Annotated in this window: 15 protein-coding genes and 1 other annotated feature; of the genes, 12 read left to right on the top strand and 3 right to left on the bottom strand. The window is 57.5% G+C overall.

The features are described from left to right. The first annotated feature begins 9 nt into the window (after positions 1 to 9). Both sltY and trpR read left to right on the top strand, forming a co-directional pair. A complete protein-coding gene (sltY, locus tag R0140_RS23345) occupies positions 10 to 1,947 on the top strand; it encodes a murein transglycosylase (protein WP_117122477.1) in 1,938 nt (645 codons plus the stop codon). Positions 1,948 to 2,035: 88 nt separating this feature from the next. Continuing rightward, positions 2,036 to 2,365, top strand: a complete 330-nt coding sequence (gene trpR / locus R0140_RS23340) for a trp operon repressor (protein ID WP_012542918.1) — start codon at positions 2,036 to 2,038, stop codon at positions 2,363 to 2,365. Here the strand turns inward: trpR and yjjX are convergent. After that, positions 2,352 to 2,867, bottom strand: a complete 516-nt coding sequence (yjjX, locus tag R0140_RS23335) for an inosine/xanthosine triphosphatase (protein ID WP_008807517.1) — start codon at positions 2,865 to 2,867, stop codon at positions 2,352 to 2,354. The two genes, trpR and yjjX, sit on opposite strands and share 14 nt — an antisense overlap. Positions 2,868 to 2,980: 113 nt before the next feature. Here yjjX and gpmB point away from each other — a divergent pair, with 113 nt between their 5' ends. Then, positions 2,981 to 3,628, top strand: a complete 648-nt coding sequence (gpmB, locus tag R0140_RS23330; protein WP_008807516.1) for a 2,3-diphosphoglycerate-dependent phosphoglycerate mutase GpmB — start codon at positions 2,981 to 2,983, stop codon at positions 3,626 to 3,628. On the opposite strand, the gene robA is transcribed toward gpmB, so the two are convergent. Further along, the gene (gene robA, locus R0140_RS23325) at positions 3,625 to 4,494 is read right to left on the bottom strand and encodes an MDR efflux pump AcrAB transcriptional activator RobA (protein ID WP_155007330.1); all 870 of its coding nucleotides are present in this window, start codon (positions 4,492 to 4,494) and stop codon (positions 3,625 to 3,627) included. The two genes, gpmB and robA, sit on opposite strands and share 4 nt — an antisense overlap. 209 nt (positions 4,495 to 4,703) lie before the next feature. Here robA and creA point away from each other — a divergent pair, with 209 nt between their 5' ends. From creA to creD, 4 genes are read left to right on the top strand one after another with little or no spacing between them, the layout of a single operon-like run. After that, positions 4,704 to 5,177: a protein CreA gene (gene creA, locus R0140_RS23320; protein WP_012542917.1), complete on the top strand. Its 474-nt coding sequence runs from the start codon at positions 4,704 to 4,706 to the stop codon at positions 5,175 to 5,177. A 12-nt stretch (positions 5,178 to 5,189) separates the two neighbouring features. Beyond that, positions 5,190 to 5,879 (top strand): two-component system response regulator CreB, encoded by a 690-nt coding sequence (gene creB, locus R0140_RS23315; protein WP_032731599.1) that lies wholly within the window; start codon positions 5,190 to 5,192, stop codon positions 5,877 to 5,879. Further along, entirely contained in the window at positions 5,879 to 7,303 is a 1,425-nt protein-coding gene (creC, locus tag R0140_RS23310; RefSeq protein WP_049153333.1) for a two-component system sensor histidine kinase CreC, read from the top strand. The genes creB and creC overlap by 1 nt, the downstream gene beginning before the upstream one ends. Before the next feature lie 60 nt (positions 7,304 to 7,363). Continuing rightward, positions 7,364 to 8,722, top strand: a complete 1,359-nt coding sequence (creD, locus tag R0140_RS23305) for a cell envelope integrity protein CreD (protein WP_023322048.1) — start codon at positions 7,364 to 7,366, stop codon at positions 8,720 to 8,722. A gap of 62 nt (positions 8,723 to 8,784) precedes the next feature. On the opposite strand, the gene arcA is transcribed toward creD, so the two are convergent. Continuing rightward, positions 8,785 to 9,501 carry a two-component system response regulator ArcA gene (gene arcA / locus R0140_RS23300; RefSeq protein ID WP_002887843.1) on the bottom strand — a complete coding sequence of 239 codons (717 nt, stop codon included), beginning with the start codon at positions 9,499 to 9,501 and terminating at the stop codon, positions 8,785 to 8,787. 95 nt (positions 9,502 to 9,596) lie between these two features. Between arcA and yjjY the strand changes: the two genes are divergently transcribed. The 5 genes from yjjY to thrB all read left to right on the top strand — a co-directional run bounded on the left by yjjY (position 9,597) and on the right by thrB (position 14,575). Next, positions 9,597 to 9,737 (top strand): YjjY family protein, encoded by a 141-nt coding sequence (gene yjjY / locus R0140_RS23295; RefSeq protein WP_001541509.1) that lies wholly within the window; start codon positions 9,597 to 9,599, stop codon positions 9,735 to 9,737. 396 nt (positions 9,738 to 10,133) lie between these two features. Continuing rightward, positions 10,134 to 10,820 carry a tRNA/rRNA methyltransferase gene (locus R0140_RS23290; protein WP_049011151.1) on the top strand — a complete coding sequence of 229 codons (687 nt, stop codon included), beginning with the start codon at positions 10,134 to 10,136 and terminating at the stop codon, positions 10,818 to 10,820. 211 nt (positions 10,821 to 11,031) lie between these two features. After that, the gene (gene thrL, locus R0140_RS23285; protein WP_004222578.1) at positions 11,032 to 11,100 is read left to right on the top strand and encodes a thr operon leader peptide; all 69 of its coding nucleotides are present in this window, start codon (positions 11,032 to 11,034) and stop codon (positions 11,098 to 11,100) included. Next, positions 11,039 to 11,156 (top strand) — a sequence feature (Thr leader region). Its footprint overlaps the gene before it by 62 nt. Positions 11,157 to 11,181: 25 nt before the next feature. Next, positions 11,182 to 13,644, top strand: coding sequence for a bifunctional aspartate kinase/homoserine dehydrogenase I (thrA, locus tag R0140_RS23280; protein WP_008807509.1), 2,463 nt, complete (start codon positions 11,182 to 11,184; stop codon positions 13,642 to 13,644). A gap of 1 nt (position 13,645) precedes the next feature. Then, positions 13,646 to 14,575, top strand: a complete 930-nt coding sequence (gene thrB / locus R0140_RS23275) for a homoserine kinase (protein ID WP_008807508.1) — start codon at positions 13,646 to 13,648, stop codon at positions 14,573 to 14,575. Positions 14,576 to 14,577: the final 2 nt, after the last annotated feature.

The raw sequence follows: 14,577 nt of genomic DNA, 5'->3' as shown, positions 1-14,577 counted from the left end.
GAAGAGCTTGTGGAAAAAGCCAAAAAAATGGCGTGGCATCTTTTGGCTGCCAGCGTTGGTCTGTTGACGTTGAGTCAGCTGGCGCATGCGGATTCACTGGATGAACAGCGCAACCGCTACGCACAAATTAAGCAGGCGTGGGATAACCGGCAGATGGATGTGGTCGACCAGCTGATGCCCACGTTAAGCACCTATCCCCTGTACCCCTATTTGCAGTACCGGCAGATCACCGACGATCTGATGAACCAGCCGGCGCTGGTGGTGAAAAACTTTATTGACGCCAATCCGACGCTGCCCCCGGCGCGTTCATTACGTTCGCGCTTCGTGAATGAGCTGGCCCGGCGCAGCGACTGGCGCGGCCTACTGGCGTTTAGTCCCGATAAGCCGACCAGCACCGAGGCACAGTGCAACTATTACTACGCCAAGCTGAGCGTGGGGCAGTCGCAGGAAGCCTGGAGCGGGGCGAAAGACCTGTGGCTGACGGGCAAGAACCAGCCTGGCGCCTGTGAGCCGCTGTTCAACGCCTGGCGCGACTCCGGACAGCAGGATCCGCTGGCCTATCTCGAACGGATCCGCCTGGCGATGAAGGCCGGCAATATAGGGCTGGTCAAATCGCTGGCTCAGCAAATGCCCGGCAACTATCAGAGCATCGCTTCCGCCGTCGTCGCCCTGGCTAACGATCCAAATAGTGTTCTGACCTTCGCCCGCACCACCGGGGCGACGGACTTTACCCGCCAGATGGCCGCCGTCGCCTTCGCCAGCGTCGCCCGTCAGGATGTGGAAAATGCCCGCCTGATGATCCCTTCGCTGGTGCAGGCTCAGCAGCTCAACGAGGATCAAACTCAGGAGCTACGTGATATTGTCGCCTGGCGCCTGATGGGTACCGATGTAACCGAAGAGCAGGCTATCTGGCGCGATGACGCGATCATGCGCTCACAGTCCACGCCGCTGGTGGAGCGGCGCGTGCGGATGGCGCTGGGGACGGGCGATCGCCATGGTCTGAACACCTGGCTGGCGCGCCTGCCGATGGAGGCGAAAGAGAAAGACGAATGGCGCTACTGGCAAGCGGATCTGCTGCTTGAGCGCGGCAGGGACGAGGAGGCGCAGGCGATCCTTCGCTCGTTGATGCAACAGCGAGGCTTCTATCCGATGGTCGCTGCGCAGCGACTTGGCGAGGAGTATACCTTCCGCATCGATAAAGCCTCGGGAACGATCGATCCGGCGCTGGCTTCCGGTCCGGAGATGGCGCGGGTACGCGAGCTGATGTACTGGAATATGGATAACACCGCGCGCACCGAATGGGCGAACCTCGTCACCAGCCGAACCAAATCCCAGCAGGCGCAGCTGGCGCGTTACGCTTTTGATCAGCACTGGTGGGATCTGAGCGTGCAGGCAACGATCGCCGGCAAACTGTGGGATCAGCTGGAGGAGCGCTTCCCGCTGGCGTATAACGATCTGTTCGCGCGTTACATCAGTGGCAAAGATATCCCGCAGAGCTATGCGATGGCGATTGCCCGCCAGGAGAGTGCCTGGAACCCGAAAGTGCGCTCGCCGGTTGGCGCCAGCGGACTGATGCAGATTATGCCGGGCACCGCGACGCATACCGTCAGCATGTTCAGCATTCCCGGCTACAGCGGCCCGTCGCAGCTGTTGGATCCGGAAACCAACATCAACATCGGCACCAGCTATCTGCAGTATGTCTACCAGCAGTTCGGCAATAACCGTATCTATGCCTCGGCGGCCTATAACGCCGGGCCGGGCCGGGTTCGTACCTGGCAGGGGAACAGCGCCGGACGGATCGATGCGGTGGCGTTTATCGAGAGTATTCCGTTCTCTGAAACCCGCGGCTACGTGAAGAATGTCCTCTCCTATGACGCCTACTATCGCTACTTTATGGGGCAGCAGGATAAGCTCTTCAGCGATGCGGAGTGGCGGCAGCGTTACTGATCGCCGGGAAGTATGTTATGCTTTGTACTCGTTGAAGAGTACATTCGACGGGCAGCGTAAGCTGCCCGTCTCAATATGGTGGCGCGATATGACCCAACAATCTCCTTATTCCGCGGCCGTTGCCGAACAACGTCATCAGGAGTGGCTGCGCTTTGTGGCGCTGTTACAGCAGGCCTATGCTGAGGATCTGCATCTGCCATTGCTGCAGCTGATGCTGACCCCCGACGAGCGCGAAGCGCTGGGCACCCGGGTGCGCATTATTGAAGAGCTGCTGCGCGGCGAGATGAGCCAGCGCGAACTGAAAAATGAGCTCGGCGCCGGGATTGCGACCATTACCCGCGGGTCGAACAGCCTGAAATCAGCGCCGGCCGAACTGCGTCAGTGGCTGGAACAGACGCTGCTGACTAGCGATAAATAGCGTTATGAAACGGGCTTAACGCCAGCACGACCGCCTGATGGTAAACGCTGCTGCGGGTTAATTTTCCACCGGTGAAAACCCCAATCGCTCCCTCTTTACGACCGATCTGGTCGATGCCGGTATACTGCGACATGACCGGTCCCAGGGCTTCACCAGCGCGAACCTGCTCAAGAATTACCTCAGGTAACGGCAGTGTGGCTGAGCGCGCTTCTCCGCGCCGATCAGCGCTTTCAATGACCACCCAGCTAAAGGTGCTGCCATCGTCGATACCGGCCTCAATGGCCACCCAGAAATCGGCACTGGGTTGGACAAGACGCGCATTGGCGACGCGATTTCGTGCGCCAGCGCGCGTTTCCTCGCTGCCGAAGGGCTGTTCCGGCACGCCGCTCTCGACGGAGACGGACTCAATATGGCAGGATCCTTCGCCGAAAATCTCGTTAAAAGCCTGCAGAATTGCCTGAATTTTGGCGGGATTAGTGGTCGCTGAGACAACATGGTGCATAATCAAAACAACTCAGAATAAACTAACGTCATCGCAGTATACTCTAAATCACCCTCAGGGCAGGCGGTAATGCCCAAACCCGGTTGATAACGAGTCCAGAACGGAAAAAAAGCATGTTACAGGTATACCTTGTTCGCCACGGTGAAACGCAGTGGAACGCCGAGCGACGTATTCAGGGTCAGTCCGATAGCCCGCTGACCGCACACGGTGAGCGCCAGGCCTGGCAGGTTGGCGAGCGCGCCAGAACGCTGGGGATCACCCATATTATTACCAGCGATCTGGGACGAACCCGCCGCACAGCAGAGATTATCGCCGAAGCCTGCGGCTGCAGCGTGATCGCCGATGCGCGTCTGCGCGAGCTGGATATGGGGGTGCTGGAGAAGCGCCATATCGACTCGCTCAGCGACGAAGAAGAGGGCTGGCGTCGCCAGCTGGTCAACGGCACGCCGGATGGCCGTATTCCGCAGGGCGAATCGATGCAGGAGCTTAGCGAGCGGATGCATGCGGCGCTGGCATCCTGTCTGGAATTACCGGCCGGTAGCCGACCGCTGCTGGTGAGTCATGGGATTGCGCTGGGCTGCCTGGTGAGCACGATTTTAGGGCTGCCGGCATACGCTGAGCGTCGTTTGCGACTGCGCAACTGCTCTATCTCGCGCGTTGACTATCAGCAAAGCCCGTGGCTGGCTTCCGGCTGGGTGGTGGAAACGGCGGGCGACGTCTCGCATCTTGACGCCCCCGCGATGGACGAGCTGCAGCGTTAACGACGAATCGGGATCAGATACTCGCAGCGTAACTGAATCGGCGTAGCCTGATCCCGGTTTTCATCTTCAGGGTAGAAGCGTTCAATATCCAGCCCCTTGCGACGGGTCAGGTTTAGCATCGGCATGCAGGTACCGTAGACCGTCAGGATGAATTCCTGCAGGCCGGTGCCCAGTCCTTCATACGTGAACATGACATACTCGCCGCCCTCCAGAGTGACCGGGTGGGCGTTCTGCAGATGGCCATTAGCCATCTCCGGCGTCAACGCGGTGGTATAGAACACTTCCTGCTCATCGTCTTTCTCCAGGCTCGGACGCGGCTCATGCAGCCCGTAGAGCACCGGGGGGATAGACGGCGAATTGCCGAGGAAGTCCCGCCAGAACTGGACGCGCATCTGGTTGCGGAAATCGGAGATTTCCTCGAGCTTACAGGTATAGCTCTGGGTGACGCCGAGTAGTTGAGTGGTGGGCAGGGCGATAAATGCATGTTTTGGCAGCGTGAATTCGCCAAGACGCAGCGGCGGACGCATACCGAACGAGCTCCAGTCCGGGGAGCGGCGGTAGAGCGCCGGCGTCAGCGAGAACTGCTTTTTAAATGCCCGGGTGAAGGTCTGCTGGGAGTCGAAACGGTACTGAAGCGCAATATCAAGGATTGGACGGGCGGTTAGACGTAATGCGACAGCAGATTTCGATAACCGGCGCGCGCGAATATAGGCACCGATGGCATGGCCGGTGACATCCTTAAACATTCGCTGTAAATGCCACTTGGAATAACCTGCCTTCGCCGCCACATTGTCCAGAGAAAGCGGCTGATCCAGGTGACCTTCCAGCCAGCTAAGGAGATCGCGAATAATCCCTGCTTGATCCATAAAATGTCCCCATCCTTAAACACAGGTGCCTGATATTAAAGTAGCGGATAATAGCATTTTTTGATGTTTTAGCATTCAGTGTTTTTTTTGCTTTTAAATGCGGAAGGTCAGTGGAGCTGAACGATAATTTTGTAAAGCTGTGATCTATAAACCTTTTCTGCTAAGTGCGTGATAATCACTCAGCTATATTTTTTAATAATGGTAACAATATGAAATACAAGAAGTTTGCGATGGGCCTGCTGCTGCTGGCCGGCTGCCAGATGGCTCAGGCGGAGCAGATTGGTTCCGTGGATACGGTCTTCAAATGGTTAGGGCCGGATCACAAAATTGTCGTCGAAGCCTTTGACGATCCGGATGTGCAGAACGTGACCTGCTATATCAGCCGGGCGAAAACCGGCGGGATTAAAGGCGGGTTGGGGCTGGCGGAAGATACCTCTGACGCGGCCATCTCCTGCCAGCAGGTCGGGCCGATTGAGCTGACGGACAAAATCAAAAACGGCAAAAGCCAGGGTGACGTGGTGTTCCAGAAGCGCACCTCGCTGGTGTTTAAAAAACTGCAGGTCGTGCGTTTCTATGATGCCAAGCGCAATGCGCTGGTCTATCTGACCTACTCGGATAAAGTGGTTGATGGCTCGCCGAAGAACGCCATCAGCGCCGTGCCGATCATGCCATGGAATAAATAAACGGGAGCGCGCATGCAGCAGCCACGGATTTGGTTAGTCGAGGATGAACAGAGTATCGCTGATACCCTGGTTTACATGCTGCAGCAGGAGGGCTTCCAGGTCACCGTCTTTGGCCGCGGGTTGCCCGCGCTGGAGGCGGCGGCGCATCAGGCGCCCGATGTCGCCATCCTTGACGTCGGCTTGCCGGATATCAGCGGCTTTGAGCTCTGTCGGCGCATGCTGACGCGTTATCCGGCGCTGCCGGTGCTGTTTCTGACGGCGCGGAGCGACGAGGTCGATAAGCTGCTGGGGCTGGAAATCGGCGCTGACGATTATATCGCCAAGCCGTTTTCGCCGCGCGAAGTCTGCGCGCGGGTGCGAACCGTGCTGCGGCGACTGCAGAAGTTTGCCGCGCCTTCGCCGGTGGTGCGCGTCGGCGAGTTTGTGCTCGATGAGCAGGCGGCGTCGATAAGCTGGTTCGGCCAGCCGCTGAACCTGACGCGCTACGAATTCCTGCTGTTGAAAACCCTGCTTCACGCGCCTGGTCGCGTCTTCTCCCGTCAGCAATTGATGGAGCTGGTGTGGAGCGATGCCTGGGAAAGCCTCGACCGTACCGTCGATACCCATATCAAAACCCTGCGCGCCAAGCTGCGGGCCGTGAATCCCGAGGTTACGCCGATCAATACCCATCGCGGCATGGGCTACAGCCTGGGGCGTGGCTGATGCGTATCGGCATGCGCCTGCTGCTGGGCTATTTTCTTATCGTCGCTATCGCCGCGTGGTTTGTGCTGTCGATCTTTGTCCAGGAAGTGAAGCCAGGCGTGCGCGGGGCGACGGAGGGGACCCTCAACGATACCGCCACGCTGCTGGCGGCGCTGGCGCGTGAGGACCTGCTGGCGGCAAATCCGCAGCAGGGCAGGCTGGCTCAGGCCTTTCAACAGCTCAACCAGCAGCCGATCAACGCCCATATTGGCGGAATTAAAAAGGTGCGTAATGAGTACCGTGTCTATCTGACCGATGCCAGGGGCAAGGTAGTGTTTGACTCCAGCGGACAGGCGACAGGGCAGGACTATTCGCGCTGGAATGACGTCTGGCTCACCCTGCGCGGCCAGTACGGCGCGCGCAGTACGCGCAGCGATCCGCATGATGAAACCAGCTCAGTCATGTATATCGCCGCGCCAGTGATGGATAAGGGGCGGATTATCGGGGTGTTGAGCGTCGGTAAACCCAACCTGGCGATGACGCCGGTCATCAAGCGCAGCGAACGGCGGATCCTCTGGGCCGGCGGCGCCCTGCTGGGCATTGCGTTGTTGATTGGCGTCGGCGTCGTCTGGTGGATCAATTTCTCTATCGGCAAGCTGGTGCGCTATGCGGACTCGGTGACCGCTGAGCGCCCGCTGCCGCTGCCGGAGGTTGGCAGCAGCGAATTGCGCAAGCTGGCCCAGGCCCTGGAGAGCATGCGGGTAAAGCTCGAAGGTAAGAATGCCATCGAAAACTATGTCTATGACCTGACCCATGAACTGAAAAGCCCGCTGGCGGCCATCCGCGGCGCGGCGGAGATCCTGCGCGAAGGGCCGCCGCCTGAGGTAGCGGCGCGGTTTACTGATAATATCCTCGCGCAAAACACCCGGATGCAACTGCTGGTGGAGCGGCTGCTCCAGCAGGCGCGACTGGAAAGCCGGCTGGAGATAAAGCCGCAGCCGGTGTCGATAGATGCGCTATACCAACGGCTGACGGAGGAGCGTGACATCGCTCTGGCGGCGAAAGCTATCACCCTGCGCTGGCGGGAGAGTGGGATGCTGGTCAATGGCGATGGCGAGCTGCTGGCCCAGGCGCTGGGTAATCTGCTCGACAACGCGATTGACTTTACCCCCCAGGGCGGCGAGATCGCCCTGGCTGCGGAGAAGCGAAATGAAGAGGTGCAATTGAGCGTTATCGACAACGGGTGCGGTATTCCGGACTATGCCCTGGAACGAATCTTTGAGCGATTCTACTCGCTACCGCGCGAAGACGGCCATAAGAGCAGCGGCCTGGGACTGGCGTTCGTTCGTGAAGTCGCGCGCCTGCATCACGGCGATATCAATCTGCACAATCGGCCCGAAGGCGGCGTGGTCGCCACGCTGCGACTTCACCGTCCCTTCACATAGCTTCAAATTCCCCCCACATAGCCGTCCTACAGTGACGTCATCACGATAGGGAGAAAGGCTATGTTGAAATCACCGTTATTCTGGAAAATCACCACGTTAATCGGTTGTGTTGTGCTGTTATCTTTGCCGTTAATGATGGTCAGGGAGCTTATTAATGAGCGGGCGGATTATCGTAGCGAAGTGGTGGACGCCATTGAGCAAAGCACCAGTGGTTCGCAAAAACTTGCCGGGCCGCTGATCGCTATTCCGGTGACCGAGACCCTGACCCGCATGGAGAACCAAAAAGAGGTCAACTATCAGCGGAGCTGGGTGTATTACTGGCTGCCGGAGTCGCTGGCGGTCACCGGCAAACAGACCGTGGAGTCGAGGAGGGTGGGCATCTACAGCGGCCAGGTCTGGCATAACGCCTTGCAGATTAAGGCCTCGTTTGATCCGCTGCGTCTGGCGGCGCTGAGAAAAACGAATATCGTCTTAGGCCCGCCGCGGCTGGTGGTGAGCGTCGGCGATGCCCGCGGCATTGGCGCCATCCATGCCCCGGAGGTCAACGGTAACGTATTAAGCGTGGAGCCGGGGCTGGGGATAAGCGGCGATGGCGCAGGTATTCATATGCCAATGCCTGCGCTGGCGGAGGACAACAAGCCGCTTGAGATTGCCTTTTCACTCGATCTGAACGGGACGGGAGAGTTTTCACTGGTGCCGATCGGGCGTAACAGCGAGCTGCAGTTAACCAGTAACTGGCCGCATCCCGGCTTTCTCGGCAGCTTCCTGCCAACGCAACGGGAAGTGAGTGCTGCCGGCTATCGCGCCCACTGGCAAAGCAGCTGGTTCGCCAACGATATGGGGAGCTATTTTAAGGATGATATGGAGATCCCGTGGTCGCGACTGCCGGCGTTCAGTGCCGATGTGATGTCCCTTGCCGACCAGTACCAGCTAACCGATCGGGCGACAAAATATGCCATCCTGTTAATCGGGCTCACCTTTATGGCCTTTTTCGTGTTCGAGAGCCTGACCCGTCGTCCCCTGCATCCGATGCAATATCTGCTGGTGGGCCTGTCGCTGGTGCTGTTTTACCTGGTGCTGCTGGCGCTCTCGGAGCATGTTGGATTTACCGCCGCCTGGCTGGCGGCCAGCCTGTCCGGCGCGGTGATGAACGGGGTCTATTTACAGGCAGTGCTCAGGGGATGGCGTAACAGCCTGCTGTTTGTCGCCGCGCTGCTACTGCTGGATGGGGTGATGTGGTTTCTGCTGCATTCCGAGGACAGCGCGCTGCTGCTGGGTACCGGGGTACTGGTACTGGCGCTGAGCGTCCTGATGTTTTTGACCCGCCGGGTGGACTGGTATGCGTTATCGTTACCGAAAGGCAGTGCACCTCCGCCGCCGGCTGCCGATGATGACAAGCTGCGCCTCTGGAAAGAGTGACGGCATAAAAAACGGCGCCCTTGGGGCGCCGTTTTCATATCATGACTGCGGAATAAAACGCATTATTCCTGCAGATCGCCACAGAAACGGTAGCCTTCACCGTGAATGGTGGCGATGATTTCCGGGGTATCCGGAGTGGATTCGAAGTGTTTACGAATCCGACGAATGGTCACGTCAACGGTACGGTCATGCGGCTTCAGCTCACGACCGGTCATTTTCTTCAGCAGCTCGGCGCGAGACTGAATTTTGCCCGGGTTTTCGCAGAAGTGCAGCATCGCGCGGAATTCACTGCGCGGCAGCTTGTACTGCTCGCCGTTCGGGCTCACCAGTGAGCGGCTGTTGATATCGAGTTCCCAACCATTGAACTTGTAGCTCTCCACGCTGCGGCGCTCTTCGCTCACGGTACCGAGATTCATGGTACGGGAGAGCAGGTTGCGCGCGCGGATGGTCAGCTCACGCGGGTTAAACGGTTTAGTGATATAGTCGTCAGCGCCGATTTCGAGGCCAAGGATCTTATCCACTTCGTTGTCGCGGCCGGTTAAGAACATCAGCGCGACGTCAGCCTGCTCACGCAACTCGCGCGCCAGCAGAAGACCATTTTTACCCGGCAGGTTGATATCCATGATTACCAGGTTGATATCATTTTCAGACAGGATCTGATGCATTTCCGCGCCATCGGTCGCTTCGAATACATCGTAACCTTCTGCTTCGAAAATACTTTTTAACGTGTTGCGTGTTACCAACTCGTCTTCAACGATAAGAATGTGCGGGGTCTGCATGTTTGCTACCTAAATTGCCAACTAAATCGAAACAGGAAGTACCAAAGTCCCTGACCTGCCTGCTGCATGTCGCAAATTAACATGCGCGGCGTAACATGACTAAAGTACGTAATTGCGTTCTTGATGCACTTTCCATCAACGTCAACAACATCATTAGCTTGGTCGTGGGTACTTTCCCTCTGGACCCGACGGTGTCAAAAACGGCTGTCATCCTAACCATTTTAACAGCAACATAACAGGCTAAGAGAGGCCGAACACCCAATAAAACTACGCTTCGTTGACATATATCAAGTTCAATTGTAGCACGTTAACAGTCTTGTGAAATCATTGCATCGTCATGCTCTTTATAGTCACAATCCTTACACAGCTCAACTAGTTGCGTGGATAAATTAATAAATACAGTGAATCCAATGCATGGAACGATGGCTCAGATGAAATTTCATTGCCCATCATATGGATAAATGGGTTCTGTTAACATACTCCTCGTCATGGCCTCCTGAGAACAGTTTAGATTTTTTTATGGGTTAGCAAACGCAATTTTAGTGATTTTTGTTGCAAATTTGTAAATTTTCACCGCGTAAAATGGTGGGGCCAGCGCTTCGCCAACGCCTGAGAGAGAGAAAGAAACCGCAATGCGTTTAACGATTATTTTAGTCGCCCCAGCCCGGGCAGAAAACGTCGGTGCCGCTGCCAGAGCAATGAAAACGATGGGATTTCGCGATCTCAGGATCGTGGACAGTGAAGCCCACCTGGCGCCAGCGGCACGCTGGGTGGCGCATGGTTCAGGTGATATCCTCGATGGCGTCACTACCTATCCAACCCTTGCTGCGGCGCTGCACGACGTCGATTTTACCGTCGCCACCACCGCCCGCAGTCGCGCGCGGTTTCACTACTACGCCACGCCGCAGCAACTGTTGCCGCTGCTGGAGGAGAAGGCGCAGTGGATGACGCACGCGGCGCTGGTTTTTGGCCGTGAAGACTCCGGGTTGAGCAATGAGGAGCTGGCCCTGGCCGATGTGCTCACCGGCGTGCCGATGGTAGCGGATTATCCATCGCTCAATCTCGGCCAGTCGGTGATGGTCTACTGTTATCAATTAGCATCGCTTATACAACAAACGGCCCCCGCCGCCGCCGCGGCAGATCATCATCAGCTGCAGGCGTTACGCATCCGCACCGAGGCATTGCTTTCGCGTTTAGGCGTGGAAGAGGATGCCAAACTGGCCGACTGGCTGGCGCAACGAATGGGGCTGCTGCAGCAGCGCGACACGGCAATGTTGCATCGATTGCTGCATGATATTGAAAAAAACCTACCAGAATAAAGCTCTATCATATTTTTTAGTTATAGTTATCTGTGCTGTTTTTGTGGGCTGAATTCCGCCGAACTGGATGTTTTTTCTTGCCATGACGGCGCAATACGTAAGCTGGCTGAAATGGGGTTAATTGAGAAATTCATTGACTTAAGAAGGCAGATACTTTAACCAATATAGGCAGGACACACAGACAGATAAAAATACAGAGTACACAACATCCATGAATCGCATCGGCATGATTACCACCATTATCACCACCACCATTACCACAGGTAACGGTGCGGGCTGACGCGTACAGGAAACACAGAAAAAAGCCCGCACCTGAACAGTGCGGGCTTTTTTTTTGACAAGAGATCAAGGGGTAAGAACCATGCGAGTGTTGAAGTTCGGCGGTACATCAGTGGCAAATGCGGAACGTTTTCTGCGGGTTGCCGATATTCTGGAGAGTAATGCCAGGCAGGGGCAGGTAGCGACCGTACTGTCTGCCCCGGCGAAGATCACCAACCACCTAGTGGCGATGATTGAAAAAACGATCGGTGGCCAGGATGCCCTCCCGAATATTGCCGACGCTGAACGCATTTTTGCCGAACTTCTCCAGGGCCTTGCCGATGCCCAGCCCGCTTTCCCGCTTGCCCAACTGAAAGCCTTCGTTGAGCAGGAATTTGCTCAGATTAAGCATGTCCTGCACGGCATCAGCCTGCTGGGCCAATGCCCGGATGGGGTTAATGCCGCGCTGATCTGCCGTGGCGAAAAGCTCTCCATCGCCATCATGGCGGGTCTGCTGGAAGCCCGTGGACATAAAGTCAGTGTGATTAACCCGGTCGAAAAACTGCTCGCCGTGGGCCACTATCTGGAATCCACCGTCGATATCGCCGAATCCACCCGCCGCATTGCCGCCAGCCAGATCCCGGCAGACCATATGATCCTGATGGCCGGATTTACCGCCGGCAATGAGAAGGGCGAACTGGTGGTGCTGGGGCGTAACGGCTCCGACTATTCGGCGGCGGTACTGGCCGCCTGCCTGCGCGCGGACTGTTGCGAAATCTGGACCGATGTCGACGGGGTGTATACCTGCGATCCGCGCCAGGTGCCAGATGCGCGTCTGCTGAAATCAATGTCTTATCAGGAGGCGATGGAGCTCTCCTACTTTGGCGCGAAAGTGCTGCATCCGCGCACCATTGCCCCTATCGCTCAGTTTCAGATCCCATGCCTGATCAAAAATACCGGCAACCCGCAGGCGCCGGGAACGCTCATCGGCGCCAGTCGCGATGAAGACGACCTGCCGGTGAAAGGCATCTCTAACCTCAACAATATGGCGATGTTCAACGTCTCCGGTCCGGGGATGAAAGGTATGGTCGGCATGGCGGCACGCGTCTTCGCCACCATGTCCCGCGCTGGCATCTCGGTGGTATTGATCACCCAATCCTCTTCGGAGTACAGCATCAGTTTCTGCGTGCCGCAGAGCGATTGCGCGCGTGCCAAACGGGCGATGGAAGATGAGTTTTATCTCGAGCTGAAAGAGGGGCTGCTGGAGCCGCTGGCCATTATGGAGCGTCTGGCCATCATCTCCGTGGTGGGCGACGGGATGCGTACCCTGCGCGGTATCTCGGCGAAATTTTTTGCGGCGCTGGCCCGCGCCAATATCAATATCGTGGCGATTGCCCAGGGCTCTTCCGAGCGCTCTATTTCGGTGGTGGTCAGCAATGACGACGCCACCACCGGCGTGCGCGTGACCCATCAGATGCTGTTCAACACCGACCAGGTGATTGAAGTGTTTGTCATCGGCGTCGGCGGCGTCGGCGGCGCGCTGCTGGAGCAGATCAAGCGCCAGCAGGGATGGCTGAAGAACAAACATATCGATCTGCGCGTCTGCGGTGTAGCCAATTCTCAGGCGCTGCTGACCAGCGTTCATGGCCTGAATCTGGAGAACTGGAGTGAAGCGCTGGCTGAGGCGAAAGAGCCGTTTAATCTTGGCCGTCTGATCCGCCTGGTGAAAGAGTACCACCTGCTCAATCCGGTGATCGTCGACTGTACCTCCAGCCAGGCGGTCGCCGATCAGTACGCCGACTTCCTGCGCGAAGGTTTCCATGTGGTGACGCCGAACAAAAAGGCCAATACCTCTTCGCTGGATTACTATCACCAGCTGCGCCATGCGGCCAGCAGCTCGCGCCGTAAGTTCCTCTATGACACTAACGTTGGCGCTGGCCTGCCGGTGATTGAGAACCTGCAGAACCTGCTCAACGCCGGCGATGAGCTGCGCCACTTCTCCGGGATCCTTTCCGGCTCTCTGTCCTTTATCTTCGGCAAGCTGGACGAGGGGGTGAGTTTCTCAGCCGCGACGGCGCTGGCCCGTGAGATGGGGTATACCGAGCCGGATCCGCGCGACGATTTATCCGGGGTGGATGTCGCGCGTAAACTGTTGATTCTGGCCCGTGAGACCGGGCGTGAACTGGAGCTGTCAGACATTATCGTGGAGTCGGCGCTGCCGGCGGACTTCGACGCCAGCGGCGACGTCGAAACCTTTATGGCCCGTCTGCCCTCGCTGGACGATGGGTTTGCCTCGCGGGTTGCTAAGGCACGTGATGAAGGTAAAGTCTTGCGCTACGTCGGTAACATCGAAGAGGATGGTACCTGCCGCGTGAAAATTGCCGCCGTTGACGGCAACGATCCATTATTCAAAGTCAAAAATGGTGAGAACGCGCTGGCCTTTTACAGCCACTATTATCAGCCACTGCCGCTGGTGCTGCGCGGCTATGGCGCCGGGAACGACGTCACGGCGGCCGGCGTATTTGCCGACCTGCTGCGCACCTTGTCCTGGAAGTTAGGAGTTTAAGATGGTCAAAGTATATGCCCCGGCTTCCAGTGCCAATATGAGCGTCGGGTTTGATGTGTTGGGCGCGGCGGTCACGCCGGTGGATGGCACGCTGCTGGGCGATAACGTCACTGTTGAAGCGGCAGAGCAATTCAGTCTGCACAATCTGGGACGCTTCGCCAGCAAACTGCCGACGGCGCCGCAGGAAAACATTGTTTATCAGTGCTGGGAAAGCTTTTGCCGGGAGATCGGTAAGACGGTACCGGTGACGATGACCCTGGAAAAAAACATGCCGATCGGCTCCGGGCTCGGCTCCAGCGCCTGCTCGGTGGTCGCCGCGCTGGTGGCCATGAACGAGTTCTGCGGTAAGCCGCTCAACGAGACGCGGATGCTGGCGCTGATGGGGGAGATGGAAGGGCGTATCTCCGGCAGCATTCACTACGATAACGTGGCGCCGTGCTATCTTGGCGGCATGCAGTTGATGATCGAAGAGAACGGGATTATCAGCCAGCAGGTGCCGGGGTTTGATGAGTGGCTGTGGGTGTTAGCCTATCCGGGGATTAAAGTATCCACCGCCGAAGCGCGGGCGATTCTGCCGGCACAATACCGCCGCCAGGATTGTATCGCCCATGGTCGCCACCTCGCGGGCTTTATTCATGCCTGCTACACCCGCCAGCCGCAGCTGGCGGCAAAATTGATGAAAGATGTCATTGCCGAACCGTACCGTACCAAACTGTTGCCGGGCTTTAGCGAAGCGCGCCAGGCGACAATGGAGATCGGTGCGCAGGCTTGCGGCATCTCCGGCTCTGGCCCGACGCTGTTTGCGTTGTGTGATAAACCGGACACCGCACAGCGCGTCGCCGACTGGCTTGGCGCGCACTATCTGCAGAATCAGGAAGGCTTTGTTCATATTTGCCGGCTGGACACGGCGGGCGCACGCGTAGTGGGATAACC

This window comes from Klebsiella sp. w6, assembly GCF_033100215.1.
In the GTDB taxonomy this organism is placed as follows: domain Bacteria; phylum Pseudomonadota; class Gammaproteobacteria; order Enterobacterales; family Enterobacteriaceae; genus Klebsiella; species Klebsiella variicola.
This window is presented reverse-complemented; position numbering and strand designations above follow the sequence as displayed.

Coding starts and splice junctions, on each gene's coding strand:
- trpR (WP_012542918.1), top strand. CDS start 2,036: ATGACCCAACAATCTCCTTATTCCGCGGCCGTTGCCGAACAACGTCAT.
- yjjX (WP_008807517.1), bottom strand. CDS start 2,867: ATGCACCATGTTGTCTCAGCGACCACTAATCCCGCCAAAATTCAGGCA.
- gpmB (WP_008807516.1), top strand. CDS start 2,981: ATGTTACAGGTATACCTTGTTCGCCACGGTGAAACGCAGTGGAACGCC.
- robA (WP_155007330.1), bottom strand. CDS start 4,494: ATGGATCAAGCAGGGATTATTCGCGATCTCCTTAGCTGGCTGGAAGGT.
- creA (WP_012542917.1), top strand. CDS start 4,704: ATGAAATACAAGAAGTTTGCGATGGGCCTGCTGCTGCTGGCCGGCTGC.
- creB (WP_032731599.1), top strand. CDS start 5,190: ATGCAGCAGCCACGGATTTGGTTAGTCGAGGATGAACAGAGTATCGCT.
- creC (WP_049153333.1), top strand. CDS start 5,879: ATGCGTATCGGCATGCGCCTGCTGCTGGGCTATTTTCTTATCGTCGCT.
- creD (WP_023322048.1), top strand. CDS start 7,364: ATGTTGAAATCACCGTTATTCTGGAAAATCACCACGTTAATCGGTTGT.
- arcA (WP_002887843.1), bottom strand. CDS start 9,501: ATGCAGACCCCGCACATTCTTATCGTTGAAGACGAGTTGGTAACACGC.
- yjjY (WP_001541509.1), top strand. CDS start 9,597: ATGACTAAAGTACGTAATTGCGTTCTTGATGCACTTTCCATCAACGTC.
- R0140_RS23290 (WP_049011151.1), top strand. CDS start 10,134: ATGCGTTTAACGATTATTTTAGTCGCCCCAGCCCGGGCAGAAAACGTC.
- thrA (WP_008807509.1), top strand. CDS start 11,182: ATGCGAGTGTTGAAGTTCGGCGGTACATCAGTGGCAAATGCGGAACGT.
- thrB (WP_008807508.1), top strand. CDS start 13,646: ATGGTCAAAGTATATGCCCCGGCTTCCAGTGCCAATATGAGCGTCGGG.